Raw genomic sequence first — 26,257 nt, forward strand, 5'->3', positions numbered from 1 at the left:
CCGGTTTCTCGCAGGGCCTGAACCTGCCTGCCGGCATGAAGCTGCCGTTCTGATCTGAGTAAGGGCGGGCGACGGAGTCGGGGATTCTGTCGCTTGTCCTTTGTTGCCTTGGGCGTCAGCGCAGCATAGCGCGCTGCTTGCCACCGCTTGTACGGATCCCCGAACCCTTATCCCGGATCCTTTCCCATGAAAAACCCGCCCGCCCTCGATCATCTGATTGCCGCCCTTAAAGTTTTGCCCGGCGTCGGCCCCAAATCGGCGCAGCGTATGGCCTACCATTTGCTGCAACGCGATCAGGAGGGAGCCGGAAAGCTTGCGCGCGCCATCGACCGTGCGTTGACCCATCTGACCCACTGCGAGCGCTGCAATACCTTCAGCGAAACCCCTTTGTGCAATCTGTGCAGCGACGAGACGCGGCGTCAGGATTTGCTGTGTGTGGTGGAAATGCCCACCGACCAGTTGATGCTGGAGCAGGCGCAATGCTTTGACGGCCTGTATTTTGTGCTGATGGGGCGGGTGTCGCCGATGGAGGGCTTGGGGCCGCGCGAGGCCAATCTGGACCGACTGCTGGTGCGGGCGCAGGATGGCGTGGTCGAGGAGGTGGTGATTGCCACCAACTTTACCGCTGAAGGCGAGGTCACCGCACATATGATCAGCGAGCTGTTGAAGGCGCGTGGCATCAGGGTCAGCCGTATTGCCCGCGGCATGCCGGTGGGGGGGGAGCTGGAGCATATCGACCTGGGTACGCTGGCGCAGGCGGTGTATGAGCGGCGTAGTGTCTGATTTGCCACACAAGGTAATACCTTTGCAGTTTGCTTGCTTATGGCCTGTTGTTTTGCCCTCACGTATTAATTTTGGGTGACAACAGGCTTTTTCTGTTTTTACACCCTTGTGTCTATGTCTGTTTGTGCGATGATGATGCAACGCCACAAGCGTTATGCATCACTGGAAAGCTGCAGCAATTCATCTTGAATCAGCGTACAGGAGCCAGCATGAACCGAAGCATGTTTCTGATGGAAAGGGATCGTATCAATGCGATGCGGGCCATTCGTAACCGCGCGGTAGGTGGGCCGGTACGCTGCACCGAGCAGGACAGGCTACGCAATGATGCCAGAAAAGAGATCGAGTCCCGGCGCTGGGACAATGAAATGGGCCTCAAACATGACCGCTGATAAAGCGGTCTTTTTTTATGCCGGCATTCAGTGGAAAAGGAAGCATACGTCAGAGGGCACCGAGGCACAGTAATGCTTATTGGTTGCTTATTGTCTAGTATTTAATGATAATTGCATTATTGTAAAACGCCTTGATTGCTCTTGCAGGAGCACCCTATGAGTCATCCTGTCCCGCCCCGGCAGGGTACTGCCTTCCATCACGCGCTGTGGAACTCGCCTTTGCCCGCTTATGGCTGGCCTGCCGGTGCGAAGCTCGCGCTGGCGTTAACGGTTTTGCTGGCCTGTGGTCAGGCTTTGCCGGCGTTAAAATTTTTCCCTCTGCCTCTACATTATTTGCCGCTGCACAGCGGGCTCGAGTTTTTCTCCATGGCGGTTTCCGTTATGGTGTTCTCTCTGGCCTGGAACTTGCGGCACGAGGGAAACAACAGCAACCGGATGCTATTGGGGGTGGGCTTTCTTGCCGTTTGCCTGATCGACTTCGTCCATATGCTTTCTTATGCCGGCATGCCGGAGCTGGTTACACCTGGTGGGGCGGAGAAAGCCATCAATTTCTGGCTGGCCGGGCGCTATGTGGCTGCCATTGTCTTGTTATATGTTGCACTGCGACCAGACAAGCACTGGTCTGAACCCGCTTGTTATGCTGCGCTCGCAGCGGCATGTGCACTGGCGCTTGGTGTCTGGTTTGTCGGCTTGCTGCGTAGCGAATGGTTGCCACGCACTTTTATTGCCGGGCAAGGGCTGACTGATTTCAAGATCGGCAGTGAATATGTGTTGGCGCTGCTATATGGTGGCGCGGCTGCGCTGCTGTTGCGCCGGGGATTGCACACGCGTAAAAAAGGGCCGCAGTTGCTGGCCGCCGCTGCCTGGATACAGGCGTTGGCTGAGTTGTTTTTTACCTTGTATGGCGATGTGACCGATCTGTTCAATCTGTTGGGTCATATCTACAAAGTGCTGGCTTATCTGATGGTGTATCGCGCGATCTACGCCTCGGGCGTAAGTGCGCCTTACCGCCAGCTGGATGTTGAGCGTGCACGCCTGCGTGCATTACTGGCAACCATTCCCGAGCCTGTCTGGCTGAAGGATGCCGACGGCTATTACCTCGCTTGCAATAGCGCATTTGAACGCCTGTTTGGCGCGCGTGAAGCCAATATTGTCGGCAAGACGGATTACGATTTTGTCAGCGCTGAACAGGCCGATTTTTTTCGGCAGCAAGACAGGATTGCGATAGCGGCGGCGGGCTTGAGCCGGAACGAAGAGAGGCTGACGTTTGCCGCTGATGGTTATCAGGGAATGTTTGAAACCAGCAAGACACCGATGTATGCATCCGATGGTGTACTGATAGGCGTGCTTGGCGTGGCACATGACATTACCGAGCGCAAACAGGCAGAAATCCGTTTGCATGATAGTGAAAAACATTTCCGCACCCTGGCCAATGGCGGCAGTGCTCTGATCTGGACGTCGGATCAAACGCAATTACTGAACTATTTCAACGAGCCCTGGTTGCGCTTTACCGGGCGTGGGCTTGAGCAGGAGCTGGGTTTGGGCTGGCTGGCTGGGGTGCACCCCGATGATGTAGCCGCCTGTTCGGAGGCCGGGCGTTCAGCCTTTGTCCAGCGCAGAGACTTTAGCCGGGACTATCGTCTGCGCCATGCCGATGGCAGCTATCGCTGGGTGCGTGACGAGGGCAGCCCGCGTTACGATAGCCAGGATAATTTTCTGGGCTATCTCGGGTTTTGCTGGGATATGACAGAGCATAAGCTGGCGGCGGAGAAAATCGAGCAACTGGCTTTTTACGATGCCCTGACCCAGTTGCCCAATCGGCGTCTGATGCTTGATCGCTTGGCGCAGGTGCTCGCCGCCAGCGCCCGTTATCAGCGTCAAAGCGCTTTACTGGTGATAGACCTGGATAATTTCAAGGCAGTCAATGACAGCATGGGTCATGCTGCCGGCGATCAGTTACTGCTTGAATTCTCCAGTCGCGTGCGTAGCAGCCTGCGGGAGTGCGATACCGTCGCCCGCTTGGGCGGGGACGAGTTTGTCGTGATTTTGCCTGACCTGGAGGGAAGTTTGCCTGCGCGTCAGGCAGCAGAGGCCGTGGCACAGAAATTACTGGATTGTGTGAATAAGCCTTATGTCTTGGCATTGGATGAAGCCGGCAGTACGCGGGTGTACCAGTGTTCAGCCAGCATGGGTATTGTGCTTTTTGCTGATGCTACATTGTCGGTCGACGAGCTTTTAAAGCGCGGTGATGCTGCGCTTTATCATGCCAAATCTTGCGGGCGCAATGCCCTGAGTTTTTTCGATGCCAAGATGCAGCAGGTGATTGCCAGACAGACCCAGCTTGAGCAAGACCTGCGCCGGGCGCTGGAAGAAGGGCAGTTCGAGCTTTTCTACCAGCCGCAGGTGGATATGCAAGACCGTATGCAAGGGGCCGAGGCATTGATCCGTTGGCGGCATCCCGAGCGAGGGCTGGTGTCGCCGGATGACTTTATCCCGTTGGCGGAGCAAAGTGGGCTGATTATTCCCATCGGCTTATGGGTGCTGGAAAGCGCGTGCCTGCAATTGGCACGCTGGGCTGACAATCCGCAACTGTCAGGTTTGTCGTTGTCGGTCAATGTCAGCTCCTGCCAGTTCAGTCACCCCGCTTTTGTCGAACAAGTGCTGGCGCTGATGGACAGATATGAAGTGTGTCCGCAGCGCTTGAAACTTGAGTTGACCGAAAGTCTGGTGTTGGACAATGCCGAAGAGGTGGTCAGCCGCATGCATGTGCTGAAAGAGTACGGCATAGGCCTGTCGCTGGATGACTTCGGTACCGGCTATTCCTCATTGTCTTACTTGAAACATCTACCGCTTGACCAACTCAAGATAGACCGCTCATTTGTGAGCGATCTGTTTACCGATCCGACCGATCTTGTGATTGTGCGCGCCATGCTGGCGCTGGGCCGTAGTCTGGGGATTTGTGTGATTGCGGAAGGCGTGGAAACGGTAGATCAGCGCAACTTGCTGGCCTCTTCTGGCTGCCTGAGCTATCAGGGCTACTTATTCAGCCAGCCGTTGCCCCTGATGCAGTTTGAACAATTGGCGTGCCGGCCGGCCTGTCTTGTTGTGGATTGAAGCGTGTTTCTGAATGTCCGGCCTGACCCTAAGAGAAAGTGTGCGATGCAAGGTAGTGTGAATGTAAGCAGGAGGCAGCATGGGTAGACCCATCGTCCGTTTGCTGCTGGCGTGTGGCGTGATTGTGTCGCTGAGCATGGGTATACGTCACGGTTTCGGTTTTTTTCTGCCGCCATTGACGCAGGAGTTCGGTTGGGGACGTGAGGCTTTTGCGTTTGCCATCGGCTTGCAAAACCTGGTGTGGGGTATGGCGCAGCCTTTTGCCGGGGCACTGGCAGACCGTCATGGCCCGGGCCGGGTGTTGACAGCCGGTGCGCTGCTCTATGCCTTGGGTCTGTCGCTGATGACGCTTTCCGCTACCCCTGGCTTGTTTGCCGGCTCAGCCGGTCTGGTGCTGGGGCTGGCATTGTCCTGCACCACCTATAGCGTGGTATTTGGCGTGGTTGGCCGTATCGTGCCGGCGGCCTACCGTTCACGCGCCATGGGGCTGACGGCGGCGGCCGGCTCTTTCGGCCAGTTTGCCATGGTGCCGGCCACACTCGGCTTGATAGACGGCTTGGGCTGGTTGCCGGCGCTGCTGATTCTGGCGGCCATGAGTTTGCTGATTCTGCCTTTTGTGCGCATACCGGCGGCGATGGATGCCAAACGTCCGCTCAGGGCGAACGGTTCGATACTGGCCGGTATGGTGCGGGTGTTTACGCTGGCATGGCAGGAGAAGGGCTTTCGCCTCTTGATGGTCGGCTACTTTGTCTGTGGTTTTCAGGTGGTGTTTATCGGCGTTCATTTGCCGGCCTATCTTAAAGATCACGGCATGTCCGGTGCCACCGCCAGTCTGGCCTTGGCTTTAATTGGCCTGTTTAATATTTTTGGTACCTTTACCGCCGGCGAACTGGGTTCGCGGCGGAGCAAACCGCATTTGCTGGCCGGCATTTATTTCACCCGCGCCATCGTGATCGGGCTGTTTTTGCTGTTTCCGTTGTCGACCCTGTCGGTCTCGCTATTTGCGGCTGCGATCGGGTTTTTATGGCTGTCCACCGTGCCTTTGACCAATGGCGTGATTGCCACCCAGTTTGGCGTACAGCATCTGGGCATGCTGTCTGGCGCGGTGTTTTTATCACACCAGATCGGCAGTTTTCTCGGTGTATGGCTGGGCGGGCTGGTTTACGACACGAGCGGCAGCTATCTGCCGGTCTGGCTGATTGCCATGGCGCTGGGCGTGGTTGCCGGTCTGGCCAGCCTGCCGATACGTGAACAGCCATCGCATGTGATGCAGCAGGCAGAGGCAGCAGGGTGAAGCCTGTCTTGTGGTTGACGGTGTTTGTGTGGGTGCTTGTCTTGGTATTTCTCGCCTATTTGCAGCCGGTATTTATCATCGATGCCGCCAATGTGATTGCCGCGTGTAGCTGATATCGCCCGGGCGAGGGCTGAGCTTGTCCGGGGATGGCGCAAGGAAATGACGGTCAGGGCCGCGCTTTTATTGCCGTGGCGCTTGCGACAGCCGCCCATCTCGCACACACTTATGCCATCGGTAAACAATAGTTTGTGATTGCGAAAGAGTCATGTGTCAGACCATCTACTAAAACAGCATCGCGACGCGATCGATGCGATCGATGTCGATATCCTTCATTTGCTCAACCAGCGTGCACTGCATGCGCGCGAGATCGGCGAAATCAAGGGCGGGGGCGTGATCTACCGGCCCGAACGCGAAGCGCAGGTATTGCGGCGCATTCAGGACCTGAACCCGGGGCCGCTGCCGGACGAAGCCGTGGCGCGCCTGTTTCGTGAGGTCATGTCCGAGTGTCTGGCGCTGGAAAAGCCTTTGTCCATTGCCTTTCTCGGGCCGGAAGGCACATTCAGTCAACTGGCGGCGACCAAGCATTTCGGTCATGGCGCCCATGTGGTGGCCTGCTCCTCGATAGACGAGGCGTTCCGCATGGTTGAAGCGCGCACGCTCGACTATGTGGTCGCGCCGGTGGAAAACTCGACCGAAGGTGCGGTCGGGCGCACGCTGGACCTGATGGTGACGACGCCGCTAAAGATTTGCGGCGAGGTGGTGCTGCGCATCCACCATCATTTATTGCGTAAAACACCCGGTCTGGCCGGCATACGCCGTGTCTATTCGCATGCCCAGTCGCTGGCCCAGTGTCACGAATGGCTGAACAAAAACCTGCCGTCCGAGGTTGAGCGGGTGTCGGTTGCCAGTAATGCCGAGGCGGCGCGCCTGGCCAGCCTTGACCCGACGGCGGCGGCCATTGCCGGGCAGGCAGCGGCCGAGCGCTTCAATCTGGAGAAGCTGGCGGGCAGCATAGAAGACGAACCCAATAACACCACGCGTTTTCTGGTGCTGGGTTTTCAGGATGTGGGCGCCACCGGCAAGGACAGGACATCCATCGTGGTATCCGCGCCCAACCGGCCCGGTGCGGTGCACCAGCTACTGGCCCCGATTGCTGCCAGTGGCGTATCGATGAGCAAGTTCGAGTCGCGCCCTTCGCGTGCCGGGCTGTGGGATTATGTGTTCTTTATCGATCTGGAAGGGCATTGCAGCGAGCCCCATGTGGCCGAGGCGCTGGAAGCGCTGCGCGCGCGCGCATCCTACGTCAAGTTGCTGGGTTCCTATCCGCAAGCGGTGATCTGAGCGGCTGTGTTCTATCCGGGTTCTTGTGTCCTGCCAGGCGCAAGAACCTGTCAATTTTCAAGTGGTGTACATGAAATCTATCCAATCGATCTGCCTGTTTTGCGGTTCGCGCCACGGCGCCCGTCCAGAGTATGCCGAAGCGGCCCGTGCATTTGGTTCTGAGCTGGCTAAGCGCGGCATTACCCTGGTGTACGGTGGCGGCAATGTCGGGCTGATGGGCGTGGCCGCTGATGCTTGCCTCGCCGCGGGGGGCAAGGTGATCGGGGTGATTCCCGAATTTTTGAAGTCGAAGGAAGTCGCCCATCTGGGGCTGACCGAGCTTTATATCACCGACAGCATGCATGTCCGCAAAGCGAAAATGGCCGAGCTGTCCGATGCCTTTATTGCCTTGCCCGGCGGCTTCGGTACATTTGACGAGCTGTTTGAAATCCTGACCTGGGCGCAACTGGCGGTGCACGACAAGCCGGTCGGCCTGTTGAATGTGGCCGGCTTTTTCGATCCGCTTTTGGCCATGACCCGGCATGCAGTGGATGAAGGTTTCGCCCGGCCGGAAAACCTGTCGCTGTTTGCCGCCGAAAAACATCTGCCCGAGCTATTGCATGCGCTGGAAAACCATCAGCCGCGCCACACCCTCAAATGGGTGGATGCCAAGAACGGTTAAAGCACCTCGCCGTCCGTGCGGGGGCTCACAATAATCAACAAGGAAAACCATGATGAATCTGGCTGAACGCGCGCCCGACTATATCCGTGCCATTGCGCCTTATCAGGCCGGCAAACCCATTTCCGAACTGGCCCGCGAGATGGGGCTGGATGAAGCGGCCATCGTCAAGCTGGCCTCCAATGAAAACCCGCTGGGTTTGCCGCCCAAGGCGCGTGCAGCGCTGGAGGTGGCGCTGTCCGATTTGGCGCGCTATCCGGATGGTAACGGTTTCGCGCTTAAAGCGGCCATTGCCGAACGTTTTGCCGTCACGCAGGATCAGGTACTGCTGGGTAACGGCTCCAACGACATTCTCGAACTGGTTGCGCGTACTTTTTTGCGCCCCGGCGACTCGGTGGTTTTCTCCGAATACGCTTTTGCCGTTTACCCCCTGGTGACGCAGGCGACCGGGGCGCGCGCCATTGAAGTCAAGGCGCGCGACTACGGACATGATCTGGATGCGATGCTTGCGGCGATCGAGCCTTCGACGCGGCTGGTGTTTATCGCCAACCCCAATAACCCGACCGGCACGCTGATCAAGCCCGGTGCCTTGCTTGAGTTTCTTGAAGCCGTACCCGAAGACGTGCTGGTGGTGCTGGACGAGGCATATACCGAGTATCTGGCGCCCGAGCTGCGCGCCGATGTAATCGGCTTTCTCGCCCGTTTCCCCAATTTGCTGGTGTCGCGTACCTTTTCCAAGGCCTATGGCCTGGCCGGGCTGCGCGTCGGTTTTGCGCTGGCCAGTGCCGCTATCGTCGCCATGATCAATCGCGTGCGTCAGCCTTTTAATGTGAATAGCCTGGCGCAGGCTGCGGCGGTGGCCGCGCTGGACGATGCGGATTTTCTGGCGCGTGCGGTGGCGCTTAACCGGCAGGGCATGGCGCAGCTGACCGAGGCGCTGGCGCGGCTGGACTTGCCCTATATCCCGTCGTTTGCCAACTTCGTGACCTTCCATGTCGGCGATGCGGCGGCACTGAATGCCTATTTATTGCGCCATGGCGTGATTGTGCGTCCGCTGGCGTCTTACAACATGAAAAACAGCTTGCGCGTCAGTATCGGGCTGGAAGAAGAAAATGCCCGCTTTATCGAAGTGCTGGAAGCCGCGCTGCGCTAGGCGCAGACTTGGGCTTTATGGATAAAGGGAGGGAGAGCGCATGATTATCGTGATGGCCCGCGGTGCGGGTGAGGCCGCTATTGCCGCCGTGGTTGGCAAGATTCGCGCCCACGGTCTGTCCGAACATGTGTCGCGCGGCACCGAGCGCACCATTATCGGTGCGGTGGGGGACGAGCGGGTGTTGTCGGCCGATATGTTCGAACTGATGGATGGCGTCGAGCGCGCCATGCGCGTGCTCAAGGACTATCGTCTGGTTGCGCGCGAGGTGCATGGTAGCGACAGTGTCGTGCACGTGCGCGGCATTCCCTTCGGTGGTAAGCAGCTGCAGCTGATTGCCGGGCCCTGCTCGGTCGAAACGGCGGCGCAAATGGATGCATCCGCTGCGGCCGTCAAAGTGTCGGGTGCGCGTCTGCTGCGCGGTGGGGCATTCAAGCCGCGCTCCAGCCCGTACAGCTTTCAGGGTCTGGGCGTGGCCGGTCTTGACTTGCTGCTGGAGGCGGGGCGTGCGCATGGTTTGCCGGTGGTGACCGAGCTGATGGATGTGCGCCAGCTGGACACCTTTCTCGAGTACGACGTCGATGTGATACAGATCGGCGCGCGCAATATGCAGAACTTCGACCTGCTCAAAGAGGTCGGGCGCATCAACAAGCCGGTGGTACTCAAACGCGGCATGGCCGCGACGGTCAATGAGTGGCTGATGGCGGCCGAATACATTGCCGCCGGCGGCAACCACAATATTATTTTCTGCGAACGCGGCATCAGAAGCTTCGAGACGGCCTACCGCAATATGCTGGATGTGTCTGCCATTGCGCTACTCAAGCGTGAAACCCATCTGCCGGTGATCGCCGACCCAAGCCACGCCGGCGGCAAGGCGTGGATGGTGCCGGCACTCTCTATGGCGGCGCTGGCTGCCGGTGCCGATGGCCTGATGATAGAAGTGCATCCGCAGCCGGCCGAAGCCTTGTGTGATGCCGATCAGGCACTGGATCCGCAAGCGTTTGCCCAGCTGATGCAGCAACTGGCTGTGCTGGCCCCGGCCTTGGGGCGTGAACTGTAAAGGGGAGTCGAGATGGCAGGAGAGTTGCATGTGTCGCTGCAGCAAGTCGAGCATTACCGCTTTGCCAACGAGTTTGGCCATGGCGCGCCGGTATTGCTGACTGACGAGCCACCACCTCTGGGGGAGGATAGCGGTCCTTCGCCATCGCAGTTGCTGGTGGCTGCGGCGGCCAATTGCCTGTGCGCCAGCCTGCTGTTTGCCTTTGGCAAGTTCAAGCAGGATGTTGCGCCTTTGAGCGCCGAGGCCAGTTGCGTGCTGGGGCGTAATGCACAGAAGCGTTTGCGCGTCGAATCGATAGCCGTCACGCTTAAGCTGGGCAAGCCGGCGGCCACACTTGCCCAGGTAGAACGGGTATTGGCCAGCTTCGAGGACTATTGCACCGTCACCCAGAGCATACGGCAGGGCATCACGGTGGACGTGGTGGTGCTGGATGTGGATGGCTCCCGGCTGAAATAGCGATGCGGTCGATGAAGCAGGGCTTGGCGTAGCGAGTGGCTTTGGTGATTAATTTTACGAAATTAACAAATTAAGCAACTTATACCTAAGCTCTTCTTTGTTCTGGCAATAAAATTAATGTTTTTGGCATTATTTTGGTTAAGGCGAAATCGGCTGGCAGTTAAAATGCAGCTACCGCTTTATTCGATAATGATGCCATGCCCACTAGCCCTTGCGTATTGTCCCGCCTGACTTACCCCATGCTGGTGCTGTCCATTTTGATGTGGTCGAGCAACTTCATTGTCGGGCGCGCATTGGGCGGCAGTATCGGGCCGTTTACGCTGGCTTTTGCCCGCTGGATGCTGGCGCTTTTGTGTCTGCTGCCTTTTGCCTTGCCCCGTTTTCGTCAGAGTTGGCCGCTTGTCCGCGCGCAGTGGCGGGTGTTGTTGATGCTGGGTCTGACCGGCATTGCCTTGACCAATACGCTGCTGTACATCGCCTTGCGCCATACTACGGCCACCAATGCGGTGGTGCTTAATAGTCTGACACCGGTACTGGTGCTGGTGCTGGGGGCCGTGCTCAGTCGCCAGGGGCTGACACGCAAGCAGGTAGCCGGCATGTTGCTGGCTTTGGGCGGGGCGCTGGTGATTGTGCTGCGCGGAGACTGGCATGCGCTGTTGCGCTTTCACTTGGGTATCGGGGATGTGGGGGTGCTGGCTGCCGGCCTGTGCTGGGCTTGTTACACCGTAGGCTTGCGCAAGCTTAAGCCCGGCATTCCCGCCGTGCTGCAGATGACGATCCTGTTTGCCATTGGTGTGGTGCTGTTGCTGCCTTTTGCCGGGTATGAATGGTATCGCGGCCAGAGCCTGCCCACGGCCGGCACGGGCACGGTATTGGCGCTGATTTATCTTGGCGTTTTCCCGTCCATTCTGGCTTTTCTGATGTACAACCGGGCCATTGCCGTGATCGGCAGTACACGCGCAGCCAGCTTTCTTTATCTGATGCCGGCATTCGGTGCCTTATTGTCCATTCTGCTGCTGGGGGAGGCCGTCTATGCCTACCATGCCGTGGGTCTGGCGACCATTTTCGCCGGTATTGCTATCAGCTCGCTGCCGGATGGGGTTTATCGCCGTTTCCTGTTTGAAGTCGGGCGCAAAGCGGCGTGATGCCTTACAATAAGCTACTTTGTAACGGGCGGCCTTGAGCTGCCCTTTTCAGTTGGAGTGGTTTCATGGAATCTGTCCGTATATCCAAGCGCCTTGCCGAACTCGGGCTGTGTTCGCGCCGCGAGGCAGACAGCTATATAGAGCAGGGCTGGGTCAAGGTGGACGGGCAAGTCGCCGTGCTTGGGCAAAAAGTCGTTGCCGGTCAGCGCATCGAGCTGGATAAGCGCGCCAGTCAGGCGCAGGCGCGCCGGGTGACTGTGCTGCTGAACAAGCCCATCGGTTATGTGTCCGGTCAGGCAGAAGACGGCTACGAGCCGGCCTCGGTCCTGATTACGCCGGACAATCAGTGGAAGGGTGACCAGAGCGGTATCCGCTTTGCCCGCGAGCATCTGAAAGGACTGGCACCGGCTGGGCGTCTGGATATCGACTCCATCGGCTTGTTGGTGCTGACGCAAGATGGTGTGGTGGCCAAGCATCTGATCGGGGAAAATTCTTCGGTCGATAAAGAGTATCTGGTGCGCGTGTCCGGTGCCTTGTCGGCACAAGGCCTGGCGCTGTTGAATCACGGTCTGGAGCTCGATGGCAAGAAATTGCTGCCGGCGCAGGTTGCCTGGCAAAATGAAGACCAGCTGCGTTTTGTGTTGCGCGAAGGCAAGAAGCGCCAGATTCGCCGCATGTGCGAGCTGGTGGGCTTGCGGGTTATCGGCTTGAAGCGGGTGCGTATCGGCAAGGTCATGCTGGGCGATTTGCCGGTAGGCAAATGGCGCTATCTGGCCGCCGGCGAGAAGTTCTGATTGAGATGGGGTAGATCAAATGAGCAAGCTGTGGCAATGGATCATGAATATCCTGGGTTTGGGGCACGAGCAGCGCGAGCTGGAGGTGTACTACCAGACGCTGGTGCAGGTCGCCGAACCCAAAATAGAATTATTGCCCGGCTGGCGCGATCGCCTGAAAACGGGCGTTGTGCGTTCGCGCGCCTACGCCGAAACCTTGGCGGGCAGTCTTGCCCCGGCGCTGGACTTGTCGCCGCAAGGCTATAACGTCGATCGCCGGGTCGGTCTGCTATTCGCTACCCCGGATGTTCTGCTTGGCGTGCTGGATGGCAGCAAAGCCTTGCGCGAGTATTTTCTGCATGCAAGCCATGGCGATGAAGCTTATGCCTTGCTGGTGATGCAGTGTTACCAGAAGCGTCATTTCGGTAGTGCCTTGCGTAATGGCCAGTTGCTGGATGATGTTGCGCAGACGGTGGTCAGCTTTGGCGGGCACAGGCTGGTAGGTATCTGCAATAGCGAACAAGGTTTGCGTCAGGAGGCGGTGCAGCGTGCGTTTCATGCCCTCGCCGCCGTGGCGGCACGGCGTATCGCCTTGCAGGCAGGGCGTTTGCAGAGCCTGAATACGGAAAAAACCCAGGTGGAACTTAAGCTGGCGACCCTGTCGGGCAAGGCGGTGGTGGTGGATGCCACGCCTGGAAGCGAGCGCCTGCCTGACTCGCGGGCCGAGTTGCTGGCGTATCTTGCCGAGATTGATCAGGAGTTGACCGAACTGGCACCGATAGCGACGCTGGAAGGCAAACTGGAGACAGTGAAGCGGGTCAGCAATGCGCCTGAGCAGTATCTGGCTGTACGCAACGAGCAGTTGCTGCTTGACCGCATGGGGATCGTGCGCTCGCCTGGTGATGGCGAAGATGGTATTGCGCTGAGTATGGAAACGGTGACCTTTGGCCGTATCGAACCTATGGAGCGGGTAGTGGTGCCGGTGCGTATCACCCGGCAGGCCTTGAAGGCCTGGAGCGAACGCCTGGCTTAAAGATCGATACGGATCAGCGGAACCCGCATTTCTTCGCGGCTGACCCCGCCATGGGCGCCTTGCAGGCTGACTGTCTTTTCTCCGGGCAGGGTGTCGCGCAAGGTATAGCCCGGTTTCATCAGCAGTACCGCATCGCCGATGCGGCTCGCCAGTGCCGGATGGTAGGGCGCAGGGCCGAATACGCCGGCTTCTATCAATTCCCTGCCACTTAGTACCCAAGCCTTATCGCCCAATTCTTCGCGTGCCAGTTCGATAAATGCCCCGGCTTCTGCGTCGTGGGTGTGGCAAAACCGCACCCGCCCTTCGCCGGATAGTGGCCGGCGCAACTTGCCGCGCAGATTGGCGGACAGCTGTTCCCACTGCAGGCGCTGGGCTTTGGGCGTGCTGGTAAAACCATGGTCGGCGGTGATAATCAGCGTCATCGGCCGGGTGCGCTTGCGCTGGCAAAAGCGTTCTACCTCTTCGTCCAGCAGATTGAAGCTGCGGCTGATGGCCCAGTCGTTAGGCCCGACATCATGCATTTCATGATCCAGTTGGGCGGTATAGGCATAGATAAAGCCTGGTTTTTCTTGCTGAGTGCCCAGTTCATGCAGTTGTTCGAATAGCTGGCCCCAATGGGTGTGGCCGATGCGCTTGGCTCGCCCGGTCTGGTGGATGCTATACGGAGAGTGGATCAGGCGTTGCGGCAGCAAAGCGTAGGCCGGGCGCTGGATCTGGTCGAACCATGAGTGCGCCTGAAACAGGTTTTTTGCCAGTGTCTGCGGGGTTTGCCGGGAGTTTTCGCTATAGCGGGTCGTCAGCGGCAGCGGCAGGATGATGGACTGGCTGTCTGTATCCCACATTTCCCAGCCGGTGAGTCCGTGCTGTGCCGGCGCGGCACCCGTTTGCAAAGTCGTAATAGCACTGGCCGTGGTCGAAGGGAAGACCGAGGTCAGCGTGCCTTGCTGGTGGGCGCGCAAAAACGAGTGCGGGCCGTGACGTGCCAGCTGGTTGTCACCCATGCCGTCTACGACTAAGAGTGCAATATCGCGCCCATCAGCCTGCAGGTCGGCAAGAGCCGTGCCGGACAAAGGCGGATGCAAGGCAGGTGCACCCAATGCATGGGCCAGTGAAGCTACCAGATTGGTCAGGCAGTGGCCGGCATAGTCGGGCCAGTGGCATTCGTCGGACAGCAGGCGAATCATAAGCGACAGAGCTTTAGAAGAAGGTTGTTGCCGTATTGGCTGGCATTCAGGCAAAAAAACGGCATCCGAAGATGCCGTTTTTTATGCTCTATCAGTCGTTGTAGGAACGACGTTCGCTGCCGCCGCTACCTGGGCGACGGTCGCCTTCGCGACGCGGGCCACCACGGCTGGCGCCGTTGCCGCTACCTGGGCGACGATCGCCGTAGCTATTGCCGGCACCCGGGCCGCCACGACGTTGCTGCGTGTGACGCTTAGGGCCACCTTTTGGCGGACGGCGGGTCGGCTCCATGCCTTCGATCACGCCTTCAGTAATCTGGCGCTTCAGGTACTGCTCGATGCGGCGTACGCGATGGAACTCTTTCGACTCGGCGATGGTGATGGCTACGCCGTCACGACCGGCACGACCGGTACGGCCGATACGGTGCACATAGTCTTCCGCCTGCTTTGGCAGATCGTAGTTGATGACGTGGGTGATGGTCGGTACATCGATACCACGCGCCGCTACGTCGGTAGCAACCAGAACCTTGATGCGGCCGCGACGCAGGTCGTTCAAGGTGCGGTTACGCCAGCTTTGCGGCATGTCGCCGTGCAGGCAGGCAGCCTGGTAGCCCTTGTCGGACAGCTTGTCGGCCAGTTCTTCCGAACCGATCTTGGTTGCGGTGAAAATCACCAGCTGGTCAAAGCCGGCTTCTTTCATGATGTGGTCGAGCAGACGTTCCTTGTGACGGTTGTCGTCTGCGTACAGCAGGTGTTCTTCGATATTGCCGCCAGTTTCGGTGCGGGCAACTTCGATGCGCTGCGGGTCGCGGGTCAGCTTGCGGGCCAGGTTGCCCACGGTGCCATCCAGCGTGGCCGAGAACAGAACGGTCTGGCGTTCGGCCGGGGTCGCGGCCACGATGGTCTCGATATCTTCGATAAAGCCCATGTCCAGCATGCGGTCGGCTTCGTCCAGTACCAGCATTTCCAGTCGCGAGAAGTCGATACGGCCCGAGCGCATATGATCCATCAGACGGCCTGGGGTGGCTACCATCAGGTCGATAGGACGGGTCATGGCGCGGATCTGGAAGCCGAATGGCGAGCCGCCAACCAGGCAGACCGTGCGCAACCAGCGCAGGTTCTTGCCGTATTCCAGTGCATTTTTTTCAACCTGCTGAGCCAGTTCGCGGGTCGGGGTCAGTACCAGTACACGCGGGCCATTGCTCTTGACGTCGGTGCGCTGGGTCATCTTGGTCAGGGCAGGCAGCAAGAAGGCTGCGGTCTTGCCCGAGCCGGTCTGCGCGGAAACCAGCAGGTCCTTGCCAGCGATAGCGGCAGGGATAGCTTCAAGCTGAACCTGAGTCGGATCGGTGTAACCCGCGTCGTCAAGTGCGCTCAGAATGGAGGGGTCAATACCCAGTTCGGAAAACTTCATATTATCCTTTCGTGCCGGATGTCCGGCGTGCAGTGCCTGTAGGTTGGCGCTTATTCGGCCCGATGCGAAATCACAACTCTGGGGGCCGTACATCATCGGCACTAACCAGGCAAAGCGGCGAACAGCGGTCCGTACGAAAGGACATGGCAAGGTCGAAGCTTAATAACGGTCAGGGACGATGAAACTATGCATCCGGAGCCGGCAATGGAGCGGCAGGCCCGGCGGTGATGTGAGGGGCGCAAGATACGCGAAAATACTTGATCTTGCAAGTGTGTTTTGCAAATAAGGGTGGCTAAGTAGTTGATTTTCTATCAGCCATTGACCGGGGTGAGAAAAATTTCTAAGCGCTGGTTTGTGCTGGGCAGGCTGGCGCGCATGGCGCAAAAAAGGGCGACCAAGTCGCCCAAGGGAGGAGAAAATCAGCCAAGTCGCCGTTCAGGCCAGGTTTTGCTGGCGCAGTGTCTTGAGTGCCTTGACGAAGGCTTGCATTTCAGCCGGTGTGCCCAGCGTCAGGCGGTTCCAGCCATCGGTATGGTCGAATGGGCGGCCCACCATAATATGCATTTTTTTCATATTCTCGCGATAGGCAGCGCTGCTGCTGTTAACGCGGTGGAAGATGAAGTTGGCGTGTGATGGCAGATAGGCCAGCTTCAATTCGTCCAGTGCCTGGGTCACAATCTTGCGCGACTGAGCGGTGGTGCTCAGGCTCTGGCGGATAAAGGCCGTATCTTGCAGCGAAGCATTGGCGGCGATGGCGGCGGGCAGGTTGGTGTTGTCGATGGAGGCCCAGGTATCCAGACGGGCAATGGTTTCCGGCGCAGCCAGACCGTAACCGATGCGCAGTCCCGCCAGCGCATAGATTTTGGAGAAGGTGCGGGCCACGACCAGGTTTTTCTTGCCAGCCTGTACCAGACGGGCGGCCGAAGCATAACGTGGATCGGTGACATACTCGTGGTAAGCCTCGTCCACGATAAAGAAGACGCGCTCTGGCGCGGAGTTGATCCAGGCTTCGATATCGGCGGCCGGAGTGATGGTCGCTGTCGGGTTGTTCGGGTTGCACAGGTAGACCACGCTGACACCGGCAAACTTCTCGGTGGCTGCGCGCATGGCTTTCAGATCGATTGCCAGCGTATCTTTTTGCAGTTTCACCTTGGTAATGGTGGTGCCCATAGGCTCGGCATAAAGTTCGGCGTAGTTGAATGTCGGGTCCGGGCACACCAGTTGGGTGCCTTTGCCGCAATAGGCATGAATGGCCATCTGGATGACTTCGGAGGAGCCGTTGCCCATCGTGACGTGCTTGTCGCTCAGGCCGTTGCCCTTGGCCAGGGTGCTGATCAGTGCTGCGCGGGCATCATCGGGGTAGCGAAAGGCTGCAGGCAGTTCGTTGATGATGGCAGCCTGTGCCTTGGGTGACATCCCCAGCGAGTTTTCGTTGAAGTTGAGTAGCAAAGGGGTCTTGGCGGAAGGGATGAAGGCTGCGCTGCCCTGTGTGGCGCTCTGAACAGGTGCTGCGATGGCGGCGCGGGAGGCCAGCGTGGAGAGCCCGAGTGCGCCCATAAACAGGCCGGATGATTTAAGCAGTGTGCGGCGATCCATGTTTATCCCCTAATTTCTCAGAAATGGTGTGCGCTTATTCTGAACGGGAATTTATTGGTAGATATTGATACCCATCAAATATTTGATAAAAAGTTCTTCCAAATGAAAGTGTCGCCTTGCATGCGGTACTCCGCACCACACCAGAAGGGGTAGGGCAGCTTTTGCAATAGGGGGAACAGGGTATCAAAGGGCAGCTTTCCGCTACCGGGTGCACCACGCCCCGGGACGTCGGCAAACTGGATGTGGCCGATGCGCGGCCATAAGGCCATCAGTTCGTCCGCCAGTTCCGAACCCATGCGTGCCATATGATAGAGGTCGTATTGCAGCCACAAATTGGGATGATTTACCCTATCCTGCATGCTCAGCATGGCGTGGCTGCTGTCTATCAGGAAGCCAGGCATATCGAAGCGGTTGATCGCCTCGAAGGTGCAGCGTACGCCGATGTCAGCCAGACGACTGGCGGCCAGTTCAAGATTGCCTGCCAGTGTGTCCAGTGCGGCCTCCTGCGTGGTGGCCGCAGCCAGTCGTCCCGGCAGTATATTGACCGCCTCGACGTTCAGTGCTTGTGCCCAGTCGCAAGCCTGTTGCAGTGCGCGGGCAAATTCGGCCTCGCGCCCCGGTGCACCGGCCAGTCCTGCGCCGCCTTGCATCAGGTCACCGGCCGGCGCATTAATCAGTACGCAGCGCAAGTGATGCCGGGCCAGCAGTTGCTGCCATTGTGTCTGCTGCTCGCTGTAGGGAAATTGCACTTCTATCGCATCAAAGCCTGCCTGCGCCACGCGTGCCAGTCGCTCGGCTAAGGGATACTCATTTAGAAGCATGGAAACATTGGCCGAAAGCTTCAGCATGATATCGCGCCATAGCTATTGATCAGTGAGGACAGGTCGGCATCGGCAAAGCCGCTGGCAGCATGGCGCGCCATCAATTCACGCGCGCGCTGTGCCAGCGGCAAGGCTGCATCGCAGCCCTCTGCCAGTGCCAGGGCATTGTCCAGATCCTTAAGCAGGGTCGAGACTTTCCATTGCACCGGCTCGAAGCGACCCTCAGCCATACGCGGCGCCAGAATCTGCAAAGGGAGCGAGTCGGCAAAACCGCCAGCCAGCGCCGGTGCCAGCGCGCGGGCATCAACACCGCTGCGTGTGGCCAGATGGACGGCTTCGGCAGTCAGCAAGGCATTGCTGGCGACAATCAGCTGGTTGCACAGTTTGCTGGTTTGTCCGGCGCCTACCTCGCCCATATGGGTCAGCTTTTGCGCCAGCGGCAAAGTCAGCGGGCGTAGTCGTGCCATATCCTCTTCGCGCCCCCCTGCCATGATAATAAGCCGTCCTTGTTCGGCACCTTGGGTGCCGCCGGAGACCGGGGCATCAACCCAGTGCATGCCGCTTGTCTGGTACAGTTGTCGCGCCATTTCGCGGGTCAGGATGGGCGAGATGCTGGAAAAATCGACCAGCAATTGGTCGCGGCGGCCCGCGCTGGCGATGCCTTGTTCACCGAACACGATGTCTTGCATGGCTGCGCCATCCGATACGCAACACATGATGATGTCTGCGCGGCATGCCGCCGCCGGTGTCGCCACCCACTGTGCATGCGCGGGCAGTGCTAGCTCGGGGCGCGGCGTGCGGTTCCATAACAAGAGTTGATGGCCTGCGGCAGCCAGGCGCCGGCTCATGCGTGAACCCATCAGGCCGAGGCCGAGAAATGCAATGGTCGCCATAGGAAAGTCTGTGATGCGATAGTTGATGTGGGTTATGTTAATCAGGATGGCTGCCAATGTCATTACTTGGCGGATGGCTTCTGTTGTAGCGCTGCTTTCGCTAGAATGCGCTCTTTTTTCGGAGGTCGAGCCATGGCTATGCAGTACGCCGTCCAGCGTTATGCCGCAACCCGCCCATGGGCCAAGCGTGCGGGACAAATCTTCAGCCAGACGCTGAAAATGGAGCAGGCCAGTGAAGAGCTGGCCGAAGTGGCCCGCCGCGAACTGGATCGTGCCGCCCAGGTTTTTCCGGTGCCGGATGCTGCGCGTCATAGCGAGGGTTTGTTGGCCTTGGCGTATGGCTGCTTTGTGCGTGAAGGGCGGGTGATTGTCCATTTTGAGCCGGCGCTGACCGCTGCGCTGGCGTATACCCGCTTGCCATCTAATCTGCCGGATACCTTGGCCTTGCCGGCTCGCGCCTGTTTTGTGCATGTCGAAGGTCTGGGCGGTGCCTGCCTGTATCATGACGAAGCCGATGCCGCGCTGGATCTGGTGTTGATGGGTGACACACTGGGGCTGGATTCCACCTCATGGCTGGTCGAGGCCGAGGCGATTGCATCGCTGCGCATCAGTTATCCGGGTGAATTGGCCGAGCAAATTGCGGCAGTAGATGAGGCCTGGCAGCCTTTGCTGGCGGCGGTAATCAATGGCCTTGCGCTGATGACTCAGCCGCGCGCCAGTCTGGTGCGAACATGGGAAAGTGCCGCGCCGCTAGAGATGGTGGTACAGGCTAATGATGAAACTAGCCACAAAGCCAGACAAAAGGCGCGCAGCACGCTGTTGAAAGAGGGATTTTCCGAAGTGTCGTATTGCCGCGTCGAGGATTTGCCTGCTCTGGACACACCGCAAACCCAGGGTTACTGGCGGCGTCAGGCTTTTGGTGAGGGCAAGGCGCATTCGCGTCTGGTCTGGGTGCTGCCGCGCTAAGGCATGGCGGCTGACGTAAAGGCCGCTGCTCGCGTACAATCATTTCTCCTGTATTGATTCTTTTCCGGGTTTTGTTGATGCTGTTGGCCTTTATTGCGGTGGTGGTGCTAGGCGGTGCGGCGGGTGCCTTCTGGCTGGTGAAAAGCGGACGCCTGCGCCTTGCCAGGCTGCGGGCGCTGAAGCTGCGTGTGTTTGGTTTTATCTATGCGTCGGAAGCGCGTGATCAGCCAGATGACTGGAGTCCGAGGCAGACGCTGCCGCATCCGGTCTCCGGCGCACGGGTCGAGCCGGAGGTCGCACAGGCCGAGGCTTTGCCTGTGCGCGCTGCCGGACAAGCCCCGCTTAACGCCAAGCCTGTGCTGCAGGGCGGGGCAGAGGCTGCCGGAGCTGGCGCAAGGCGCGACTTGCCGGCGGCGGAAATCATTACCACCTTGCCGCGTCATTTGCGCAAGACGCCAGCGCCGGTGCAGGCCAAGCCACGGCGTAGCGATATTCCGGTGATCGGTCTGCAAGACGTGCAGCAAAATATGGCTGAGAGTGCGCGCCGTCAGCGTCTGGCGGCCAGGAACGAGCGCCGGCTTGTCCCTGACGAGACGTTGCCGCTGATTGATCCTGTCAGCGTGCGCGAGAATATCAAGGAGTTGCACCCGCCACGGGCGGTGGTGAAAAAATCATCCTTGCCCTTGGTCGATGTGGTACGGCCGGCTAAAACAGCACCGCCCATCGCGCAGCCTGGGCTCAAGTTAAGCGGCAAGGTGCTGGATGCACCGTTCCGTCCGGCTGCTGAAGTGGTGTCACGGCCGCCCGTTGCCCCAGCGTCCCCGGCGCCAGTCTTTCCTGCGCGCGCACGCGTTGACGTGCCACCAGCGGATGAGACGCCGCTGATGCCGGCCGATGCGCCAGCTTCTTCGCCGTTTGCACCTGTGCCGGTTGCCGAGCCATTTCCAGAGATTGTGCCGGCCGACGCTCCAGTGCAGCTTGAGGGGGTGCCGCCCGTGCAAGAGGCTGTGGCGATTCCGCCAGCGTATCAAGCTGCTGCGCCTGCTGCGCCTGCTGCGGTGTTTGAGCCTGCGGCCATTACGCCGCCAGCCCCTGTCTGCGAGGCGCTCCAAGCGGGCGTCGGAGCCGGGCCTGCCCCTGTTGTGCCTCCTTCTGTCCCGTTGTCTGTTACCCCTTCGGCCCCTGTGCAACAAGCCGATGTGGTGTGGCACCTGATCGAAGATGTATCAGAGCCAGAGTCAATTCCGGCGTCTGCGCCTGCCACGCTGGTGTGGCAGATGCTGGATGAACCGGCTCAGCCGGTAAGTTCTGCGGCTTCGCCTGCCGAAGGCAGTGTCGCACTTGTGCCTGCGGCTCCCGTCCAGAGTACCGCAGTGCGCATGCCTGCTTATCATGCGATTCCCTTGCCTTCTTTGGGTTTGCTGCGTCCGGCCGAAGAAAAGAGCACGGTGTGCAACGAAGAGATGCTGCTGGAACGTGGCATCGTGATCGAGGAGCGCCTGGCCGAATTCAAGGTCAAGGTTTCGGTGGTCGATGCTTATGCAGGCCCAGTGATTACCCGTTATGAAGTCGAACCGGCAGTCGGGGTGCGCGGTAATCAGGTCGTCAACCTGATGAAGGATTTGTCGCGTGCGCTGGGGTTGGCCTCCATTCGCGTGGTGGAAACCATACCCGGCAAGACCTGCATGGGGCTGGAGCTGCCCAACCCGACGCGGCAGATGATACGGCTGTCCGAGATTCTCTCCGCCGATGTTTTTCAGGATTCGCGCTCCAAGCTGACCCTGTGTCTGGGGCAGGATATTACCGGTGCGCCGGTAGTGATGGATCTGGCCAAAGCGCCGCACCTATTGGTGGCAGGTACCACGGGCTCGGGCAAGTCGGTCGGCGTGAACGCCATGATTGCGTCCGTCCTGTATAAAGCGACGCCGGAGGAGGTGCGCTTCATCATGATCGATCCCAAGATGCTGGAGCTGTCGGTTTACAACGATATTCCGCATCTGCTGGCGCCGGTGGTCACCGATATGAAGCTGGCGGCCAATGCGCTGAACTGGTGTGTCGGCGAAATGGACAAGCGCTACCGCCTGATGAGTGCATTGGGTGTGCGTAACCTCGCCGGTTACAACCAGAAAGTGCGCGAGGCCGAGGCGCGTGGCCAGCGTCTGACCAATCCGTTTACCGTGACCCCGGACGACCCGGAACCGCTGGAGCACCTGCCCTTTATCGTGGTTGTGGTGGACGAATTTGCCGACCTGATGATGGTGGCCGGCAAAAAGATCGAAGAGCTGATTGCGCGTCTGGCACAAAAGGCGCGCGCGGCCGGCATCCACCTGATTCTGGCCACCCAGCGCCCGTCGGTGGACGTGATCACCGGCCTGATCAAGGCCAATATTCCGACCCGTATTGCGTTCCAGGTGTCGAGCAAGATAGACAGTCGCACCATCCTCGACCAGATGGGTGCCGAGAGCCTGCTGGGGCAGGGTGATATGCTGTTCCTGCCCCCAGGTACCGGTTACCCGCAGCGCGTGCATGGCGCCTTCGTCACTGACGACGAAGTGCATGCAGTTGTCGAGCATCTCAAGCAATATGGCGAGCCGGACTATATCGACGGTATTTTGACCGGTGAAGCGGTGGCGGATGACGAGTCGCAGGCTGCGGGCGCATCGGCTCAGCGCGCCAGCGAAACCGATCCGCTGTACGACGAGGCGGTCGAGATTGTGCTGCGTACGCGCAAAGCGTCGATCTCGTCGGTGCAGCGCCAGTTGCGTATAGGCTATAACCGGGCGGCGCGCCTGATTGAGGAGATGGAGGCGTCCGGTATTGTGAGTGCGATGGAAAACAACGGCAACCGCACGGTGTTGGTGCCGCAGCGAGAGTTTTAAGCGTACATAAAGAAGCCGGCGGATGCCGGCTTCTTTAGTTTTCAGGTGTGGCGTCCGATGCGGTGGCGTACCGGTAGCGGGCTGATGCGGGGCGGCGAGGATTTGGCTTTGCCCTGACGCGTAAACAACAGGCCGGGCAGGGGACTGCTTGGCGGCTGGTTTTTCATCGCTGAACTCCTGTGTACGATGCGAAGCAGGGGCTTCGCCTTCTTGTTCTGGCACATGCAAGCAGGCAGGGCAAGGCGGACACAAAAAACGCGACACAAGGTCGCGTTAATTGGCTGTACCGATGGCGTTTAGCGCATGGGGCGGCGGCGCGTTTGTTCGCGCTCGCGGATGCGTATCGGGATCAGTTTGGGTGCCGGCTTGCGTGGCAGAGTGAAAAAAAGCACCAAGGCGATGGCCAGTGCCAAGAAAGCTGGAGTCAGCATGTCCATATGGAAGTCCCCTCTATTGGCCTCAGGGCAGTTGCCCTGACTATCTGAGTGTGGGTGCACAATGTGCGCTGTACAAGGGCAAGGCTTGAGTTTATTTGGCTTCCCAGGAGAATACCGGCAGACTCAAGTGCCAGCGCAGCGCCAGCATGCGCAGTGTCACGCCCACTACAAAGCCGGTTGTTATGGTGATGCCCTCCGGAATGCCCAGCTTGCTCATTAACAAATAAGCCAGCGCCACAATAAACGACACGCTGGCATACAGTTCCTGACGGAAGACCACGGGTACACGGTTGCACAGTACGTCACGGATCACGCCGCCGGCGATGCCGGTAATCATGCCGGCCATGATGATGACCGGTTCTGCATACTTCATTTCTAATGCCACGCTACAGCCTATCAGGGTGAAGGCAACCAGTCCCAGTGCATCCAGAAACAGGAAAACTGGTGACAGGCGGTGGATGGTGCGTGCCAGCGGAATCGCGGCCATACCGGCGAACAGTACCAGATAAATGTATTCGGGGTGCTGCGTCCAGCCTATGGGAAAGCGGCCCAGTACGATATCGCGCACGGTGCCGCCACCTAACGCGGTCAAAAAGGCAATGACGGCGACGCCGAAGATATCCATATTGCGCCGGCCTGCCGCCAGGGCGCCGGTCATGGCTTCGGCCGTAATGGCTATCAGGTAGATAATGGTCAGCATGGATGGTGTTCTTGCTTAAATCGCGTGAAATATTTAGAGCCCCAGTCAGGGGGGAGTCGATGGTAGTGTTCGCTTATGGGCAAGTCAACTGCGGAGGCGCGTAATAGTAAGACGCACCGCGACATGGTCAGGAGTCTTGCGAAGAATGCGTGCGCGTCCTCCGTCTGGCGGGTATGTCGTGTTTGCCGGATTTGCAGTTGCGCCTGTTTGGGACAGGTTTGGGGCAGAATAATCCATCTTAATCTGCGTTACCTTGGCCGTCGGACAAAAAAAAACCCACCGTAAACCTTTGTCAATCAAGCCTTGCGGCTGATTTTACTGGGTTTCGGCGGGCTTGAATTTTGGCGGAGGCTGTGAGATTCGAACTCACGGACGGTTTCCCGTCGGCAGTTTTCAAGACTGCTGGTTTAAACCACTCACCCAAACCTCCTAAAGCGTGCTCGATGCATTGCTGATCGAGTTGCGCATAATACCGGATTATCCTGGTATTTGCTAGTGCCTTATGCGTTGGCCGCCAGCATTTCTGCAGCATGTTGGCGGGTTGTTTCGGTGATTTCCTCGCCCCCCAGCATGCGGGCAAGTTCGTTGACCCGCTGGGTTTCGTCAAGCGGGATGATGCGGCTGACGGTGTGGCCAGCGGTCTCTTCCTTAGCCACTTGCCAGTGCGCGTCACCACAGGAGGCGACTTGGGGTAGGTGGGTGATGGCCAGTACCTGATAGTGGCTGCCCAGCTCTTTTAGCAGTTTGCCGACTACCTCGGCCACGCGCCCGCCGATGCCGACATCGACTTCATCGAAAATCAGTGTTGGCACTGCAGCCACCTGACTGATCACGACCTGCATGGACAGGCTGATGCGCGACAATTCTCCGCCGGAGGCGACCTTCGCAAGTGGCCTGAGTGTGCTGCCGGCGTTAGCTGCTACTAGATATTCGATCGACTCCAGTCCGTGGGCGGTTGGTTCGGCCAGCGCGGCCAGTTCGATGGCAAAGCGGGCACCGCCCATGGCCAGACGCTGCATTTCGCCGGCGATGCGGGTAGACAGCTCGCCGGCTGCCTGGCGGCGCTTGGCGGACAGGGCTTCAGCTTGCGTACGATAGCGTGCCAGCGCGCTTGCTTCGGCGAGTGTCAGCGCCTCCTGATCGGTGCTGGCTTCCAGTGCGGCCAGTTGGCGCTGCCAGTCGGCCAGCTTTTCCGCCAGATCCTGCGGCTGGCTACGGTATTTGCGTGCCACGCTGATCAGGGTGTCGATGCGGCTTTCGATGCGCGCCAGCTCTGCCGGGTCTTCGTCCAAGTCCGAGGCGTAGTCGCGCAGGCTGTAGACGACTTCCCTGAGTTCGGCGTCGACCGAATCCAGCAGGGCCAGCGTTTCGGCCAGGCGCGGGTCGACGCCGGCCAGTCTGGATAGCCGGCTTTGTACTTGGGTCAGGATGGACAGGCAGTTGCCGTCAATCTCGGACAGGGCGTCCACCGCGTGCTGGGCGCTTTGTGCCAGTTCGACCGCATTGGCCAGGCGCGAGTGTTGCTGGTTGAGCGGGTGCCACTCGTCGGGCTGCAGGTTCAGCTCACTTAATTCGCCTATCTGCCACGTCAGCCGCTCGCGTTCGACTTCCGATTCGCGACTCATGCGCTCGGCCTCTTCGCGGGCGCGGCGCGCGCTTTGCCAGTCCTGCCATGCTGCCTGAACGTCGCGTGCGAGTGAGGTCGAACCGGCATAGGCGTCGAGCAGGCCACGTTGCATATCGGGGCGCACCAGCGATTGGTGTGCATGCTGGCCATGAATATCAACCAGATAGTCACCGATTTCCCTAAGTTGGGCGAGGGTGGCAATCTGACCGTTGATAAAGCTTTTGGAGCGGCCGTTTTTATCCAGGCTGCGGCGTAGCTGCAGTTCGCCCTCGTCACCGGCCAGATCGTTGCTGGTCAGCCAGAGTCCCAGTTCGGGCAGGCGTGAAATGTCGAAGACGGCCGACAATTCGGCCCGGTCGGCACCGCTACGCACTTGTGCGCCTTCGGCTCGGTCGCCCAGTAACAGGCCCAAGGCATCGAGGATAATGGATTTGCCTGCACCGGTTTCACCAGTGAGTACGGTAAAGCCGTGGTCGAATTCCAGCGTTAAGGCATCGACAATGACAAAGTCGCGGACGGAGAGCGATAGCAGCATGTTGTCTTCTGT

At 59.1% G+C, this 26,257-nt stretch carries 23 protein-coding genes and 1 tRNA gene; 14 read left to right on the forward strand and 10 right to left on the reverse strand.

What is annotated here, in order from left to right:
• The first annotated feature begins 186 nt into the window (after window positions 1-186).
• The 12 genes from recR to EGI20_RS03500 all read left to right on the forward strand — a co-directional run bounded on the left by recR (window position 187) and on the right by EGI20_RS03500 (window position 13,196).
• Window positions 187-783, forward strand: a complete 597-nt coding sequence (gene recR, locus EGI20_RS03445) for a recombination mediator RecR (protein ID WP_498629647.1) — start codon at window positions 187-189, stop codon at window positions 781-783.
• A 209-nt stretch (window positions 784-992) separates the two neighbouring features.
• Window positions 993-1,172 (forward strand): hypothetical protein, encoded by a 180-nt coding sequence (locus EGI20_RS03450; protein ID WP_498629649.1) that lies wholly within the window; start codon window positions 993-995, stop codon window positions 1,170-1,172.
• 156 nt (window positions 1,173-1,328) lie between these two features.
• The gene (locus EGI20_RS03455) at window positions 1,329-4,286 is read left to right on the forward strand and encodes a bifunctional diguanylate cyclase/phosphodiesterase (protein ID WP_498629651.1); all 2,958 of its coding nucleotides are present in this window, start codon (window positions 1,329-1,331) and stop codon (window positions 4,284-4,286) included.
• Between the two features lie 79 nt (window positions 4,287-4,365).
• Entirely contained in the window at window positions 4,366-5,580 is a 1,215-nt protein-coding gene (locus EGI20_RS03460; protein WP_498629654.1) for an MFS transporter, read from the forward strand.
• A gap of 267 nt (window positions 5,581-5,847) precedes the next feature.
• Window positions 5,848-6,921: a prephenate dehydratase gene (gene pheA / locus EGI20_RS03465; RefSeq protein ID WP_124734523.1), complete on the forward strand. Its 1,074-nt coding sequence runs from the start codon at window positions 5,848-5,850 to the stop codon at window positions 6,919-6,921.
• A 70-nt stretch (window positions 6,922-6,991) separates the two neighbouring features.
• A complete protein-coding gene (locus EGI20_RS03470; RefSeq protein ID WP_498629656.1) occupies window positions 6,992-7,582 on the forward strand; it encodes an LOG family protein in 591 nt (196 codons plus the stop codon).
• Window positions 7,583-7,631: 49 nt separating this feature from the next.
• On the forward strand, window positions 7,632-8,732 hold the full coding sequence (gene hisC, locus EGI20_RS03475; RefSeq protein WP_498629658.1) for a histidinol-phosphate transaminase: 1,101 nt from the start codon (window positions 7,632-7,634) through the stop codon (window positions 8,730-8,732).
• Window positions 8,733-8,772: 40 nt separating this feature from the next.
• On the forward strand, window positions 8,773-9,789 hold the full coding sequence (gene aroF / locus EGI20_RS03480; protein ID WP_498629660.1) for a 3-deoxy-7-phosphoheptulonate synthase: 1,017 nt from the start codon (window positions 8,773-8,775) through the stop codon (window positions 9,787-9,789).
• Between the two features lie 12 nt (window positions 9,790-9,801).
• Entirely contained in the window at window positions 9,802-10,245 is a 444-nt protein-coding gene (locus EGI20_RS03485; RefSeq protein WP_124734520.1) for an OsmC family protein, read from the forward strand.
• Window positions 10,246-10,442: 197 nt separating this feature from the next.
• Window positions 10,443-11,390, forward strand: coding sequence for a DMT family transporter (locus EGI20_RS03490; RefSeq protein ID WP_498629662.1), 948 nt, complete (start codon window positions 10,443-10,445; stop codon window positions 11,388-11,390).
• A gap of 65 nt (window positions 11,391-11,455) precedes the next feature.
• Entirely contained in the window at window positions 11,456-12,184 is a 729-nt protein-coding gene (locus EGI20_RS03495; RefSeq protein WP_124734518.1) for a pseudouridine synthase, read from the forward strand.
• Between the two features lie 19 nt (window positions 12,185-12,203).
• Complete coding sequence (locus EGI20_RS03500; RefSeq protein WP_498629664.1) at window positions 12,204-13,196, forward strand: hypothetical protein; 993 nt, start codon at window positions 12,204-12,206, stop codon at window positions 13,194-13,196.
• Here the strand turns inward: EGI20_RS03500 and EGI20_RS03505 are convergent.
• The 5 genes from EGI20_RS03505 to EGI20_RS03525 all read right to left on the reverse strand — a co-directional run bounded on the left by EGI20_RS03505 (window position 13,193) and on the right by EGI20_RS03525 (window position 19,101).
• Window positions 13,193-14,380 (reverse strand): alkaline phosphatase family protein, encoded by a 1,188-nt coding sequence (locus tag EGI20_RS03505; RefSeq protein WP_498629666.1) that lies wholly within the window; start codon window positions 14,378-14,380, stop codon window positions 13,193-13,195. The genes EGI20_RS03500 and EGI20_RS03505 overlap by 4 nt on opposite strands.
• Before the next feature lie 91 nt (window positions 14,381-14,471).
• Complete coding sequence (locus tag EGI20_RS03510) at window positions 14,472-15,791, reverse strand: DEAD/DEAH box helicase (protein WP_498629668.1); 1,320 nt, start codon at window positions 15,789-15,791, stop codon at window positions 14,472-14,474.
• 435 nt (window positions 15,792-16,226) lie between these two features.
• The gene (locus EGI20_RS03515) at window positions 16,227-17,387 is read right to left on the reverse strand and encodes a pyridoxal phosphate-dependent aminotransferase (protein ID WP_498629669.1); all 1,161 of its coding nucleotides are present in this window, start codon (window positions 17,385-17,387) and stop codon (window positions 16,227-16,229) included.
• A gap of 74 nt (window positions 17,388-17,461) precedes the next feature.
• Window positions 17,462-18,235, reverse strand: a complete 774-nt coding sequence (locus EGI20_RS03520) for a hydroxypyruvate isomerase family protein (protein ID WP_498629671.1) — start codon at window positions 18,233-18,235, stop codon at window positions 17,462-17,464.
• Window positions 18,229-19,101: an NAD(P)-dependent oxidoreductase gene (locus tag EGI20_RS03525; RefSeq protein ID WP_498629673.1), complete on the reverse strand. Its 873-nt coding sequence runs from the start codon at window positions 19,099-19,101 to the stop codon at window positions 18,229-18,231. The genes EGI20_RS03520 and EGI20_RS03525 overlap by 7 nt, the downstream gene beginning before the upstream one ends.
• Window positions 19,102-19,233: 132 nt before the next feature.
• Between EGI20_RS03525 and EGI20_RS03530 the strand changes: the two genes are divergently transcribed.
• Both EGI20_RS03530 and EGI20_RS03535 read left to right on the forward strand, forming a co-directional pair.
• Window positions 19,234-20,067, forward strand: coding sequence for an AcrVA2 family anti-CRISPR protein (locus EGI20_RS03530; protein ID WP_498629675.1), 834 nt, complete (start codon window positions 19,234-19,236; stop codon window positions 20,065-20,067).
• Window positions 20,068-20,144: 77 nt separating this feature from the next.
• Window positions 20,145-22,946: a DNA translocase FtsK gene (locus EGI20_RS03535; RefSeq protein WP_498629677.1), complete on the forward strand. Its 2,802-nt coding sequence runs from the start codon at window positions 20,145-20,147 to the stop codon at window positions 22,944-22,946.
• A 41-nt stretch (window positions 22,947-22,987) separates the two neighbouring features.
• Here EGI20_RS03535 and EGI20_RS03540 read toward each other — a convergent pair whose 3' ends face one another.
• The 5 genes from EGI20_RS03540 to recN form a co-directional block, all read right to left on the reverse strand.
• Entirely contained in the window at window positions 22,988-23,113 is a 126-nt protein-coding gene (locus EGI20_RS03540; protein ID WP_498629679.1) for a hypothetical protein, read from the reverse strand.
• A 129-nt stretch (window positions 23,114-23,242) separates the two neighbouring features.
• The gene (locus tag EGI20_RS03545; RefSeq protein ID WP_498629680.1) at window positions 23,243-23,383 is read right to left on the reverse strand and encodes a hypothetical protein; all 141 of its coding nucleotides are present in this window, start codon (window positions 23,381-23,383) and stop codon (window positions 23,243-23,245) included.
• A 91-nt stretch (window positions 23,384-23,474) separates the two neighbouring features.
• The gene (locus EGI20_RS03550; protein WP_124734509.1) at window positions 23,475-24,083 is read right to left on the reverse strand and encodes a trimeric intracellular cation channel family protein; all 609 of its coding nucleotides are present in this window, start codon (window positions 24,081-24,083) and stop codon (window positions 23,475-23,477) included.
• A 342-nt stretch (window positions 24,084-24,425) separates the two neighbouring features.
• A tRNA-Ser gene (locus EGI20_RS03555) sits at window positions 24,426-24,513 on the reverse strand.
• Window positions 24,514-24,583: 70 nt separating this feature from the next.
• Window positions 24,584-26,245 carry a DNA repair protein RecN gene (gene recN, locus EGI20_RS03560; RefSeq protein WP_498629682.1) on the reverse strand — a complete coding sequence of 554 codons (1,662 nt, stop codon included), beginning with the start codon at window positions 26,243-26,245 and terminating at the stop codon, window positions 24,584-24,586.
• Window positions 26,246-26,257: the final 12 nt, after the last annotated feature.

The organism is Aquitalea sp. S1-19 (genome assembly GCF_024343515.1).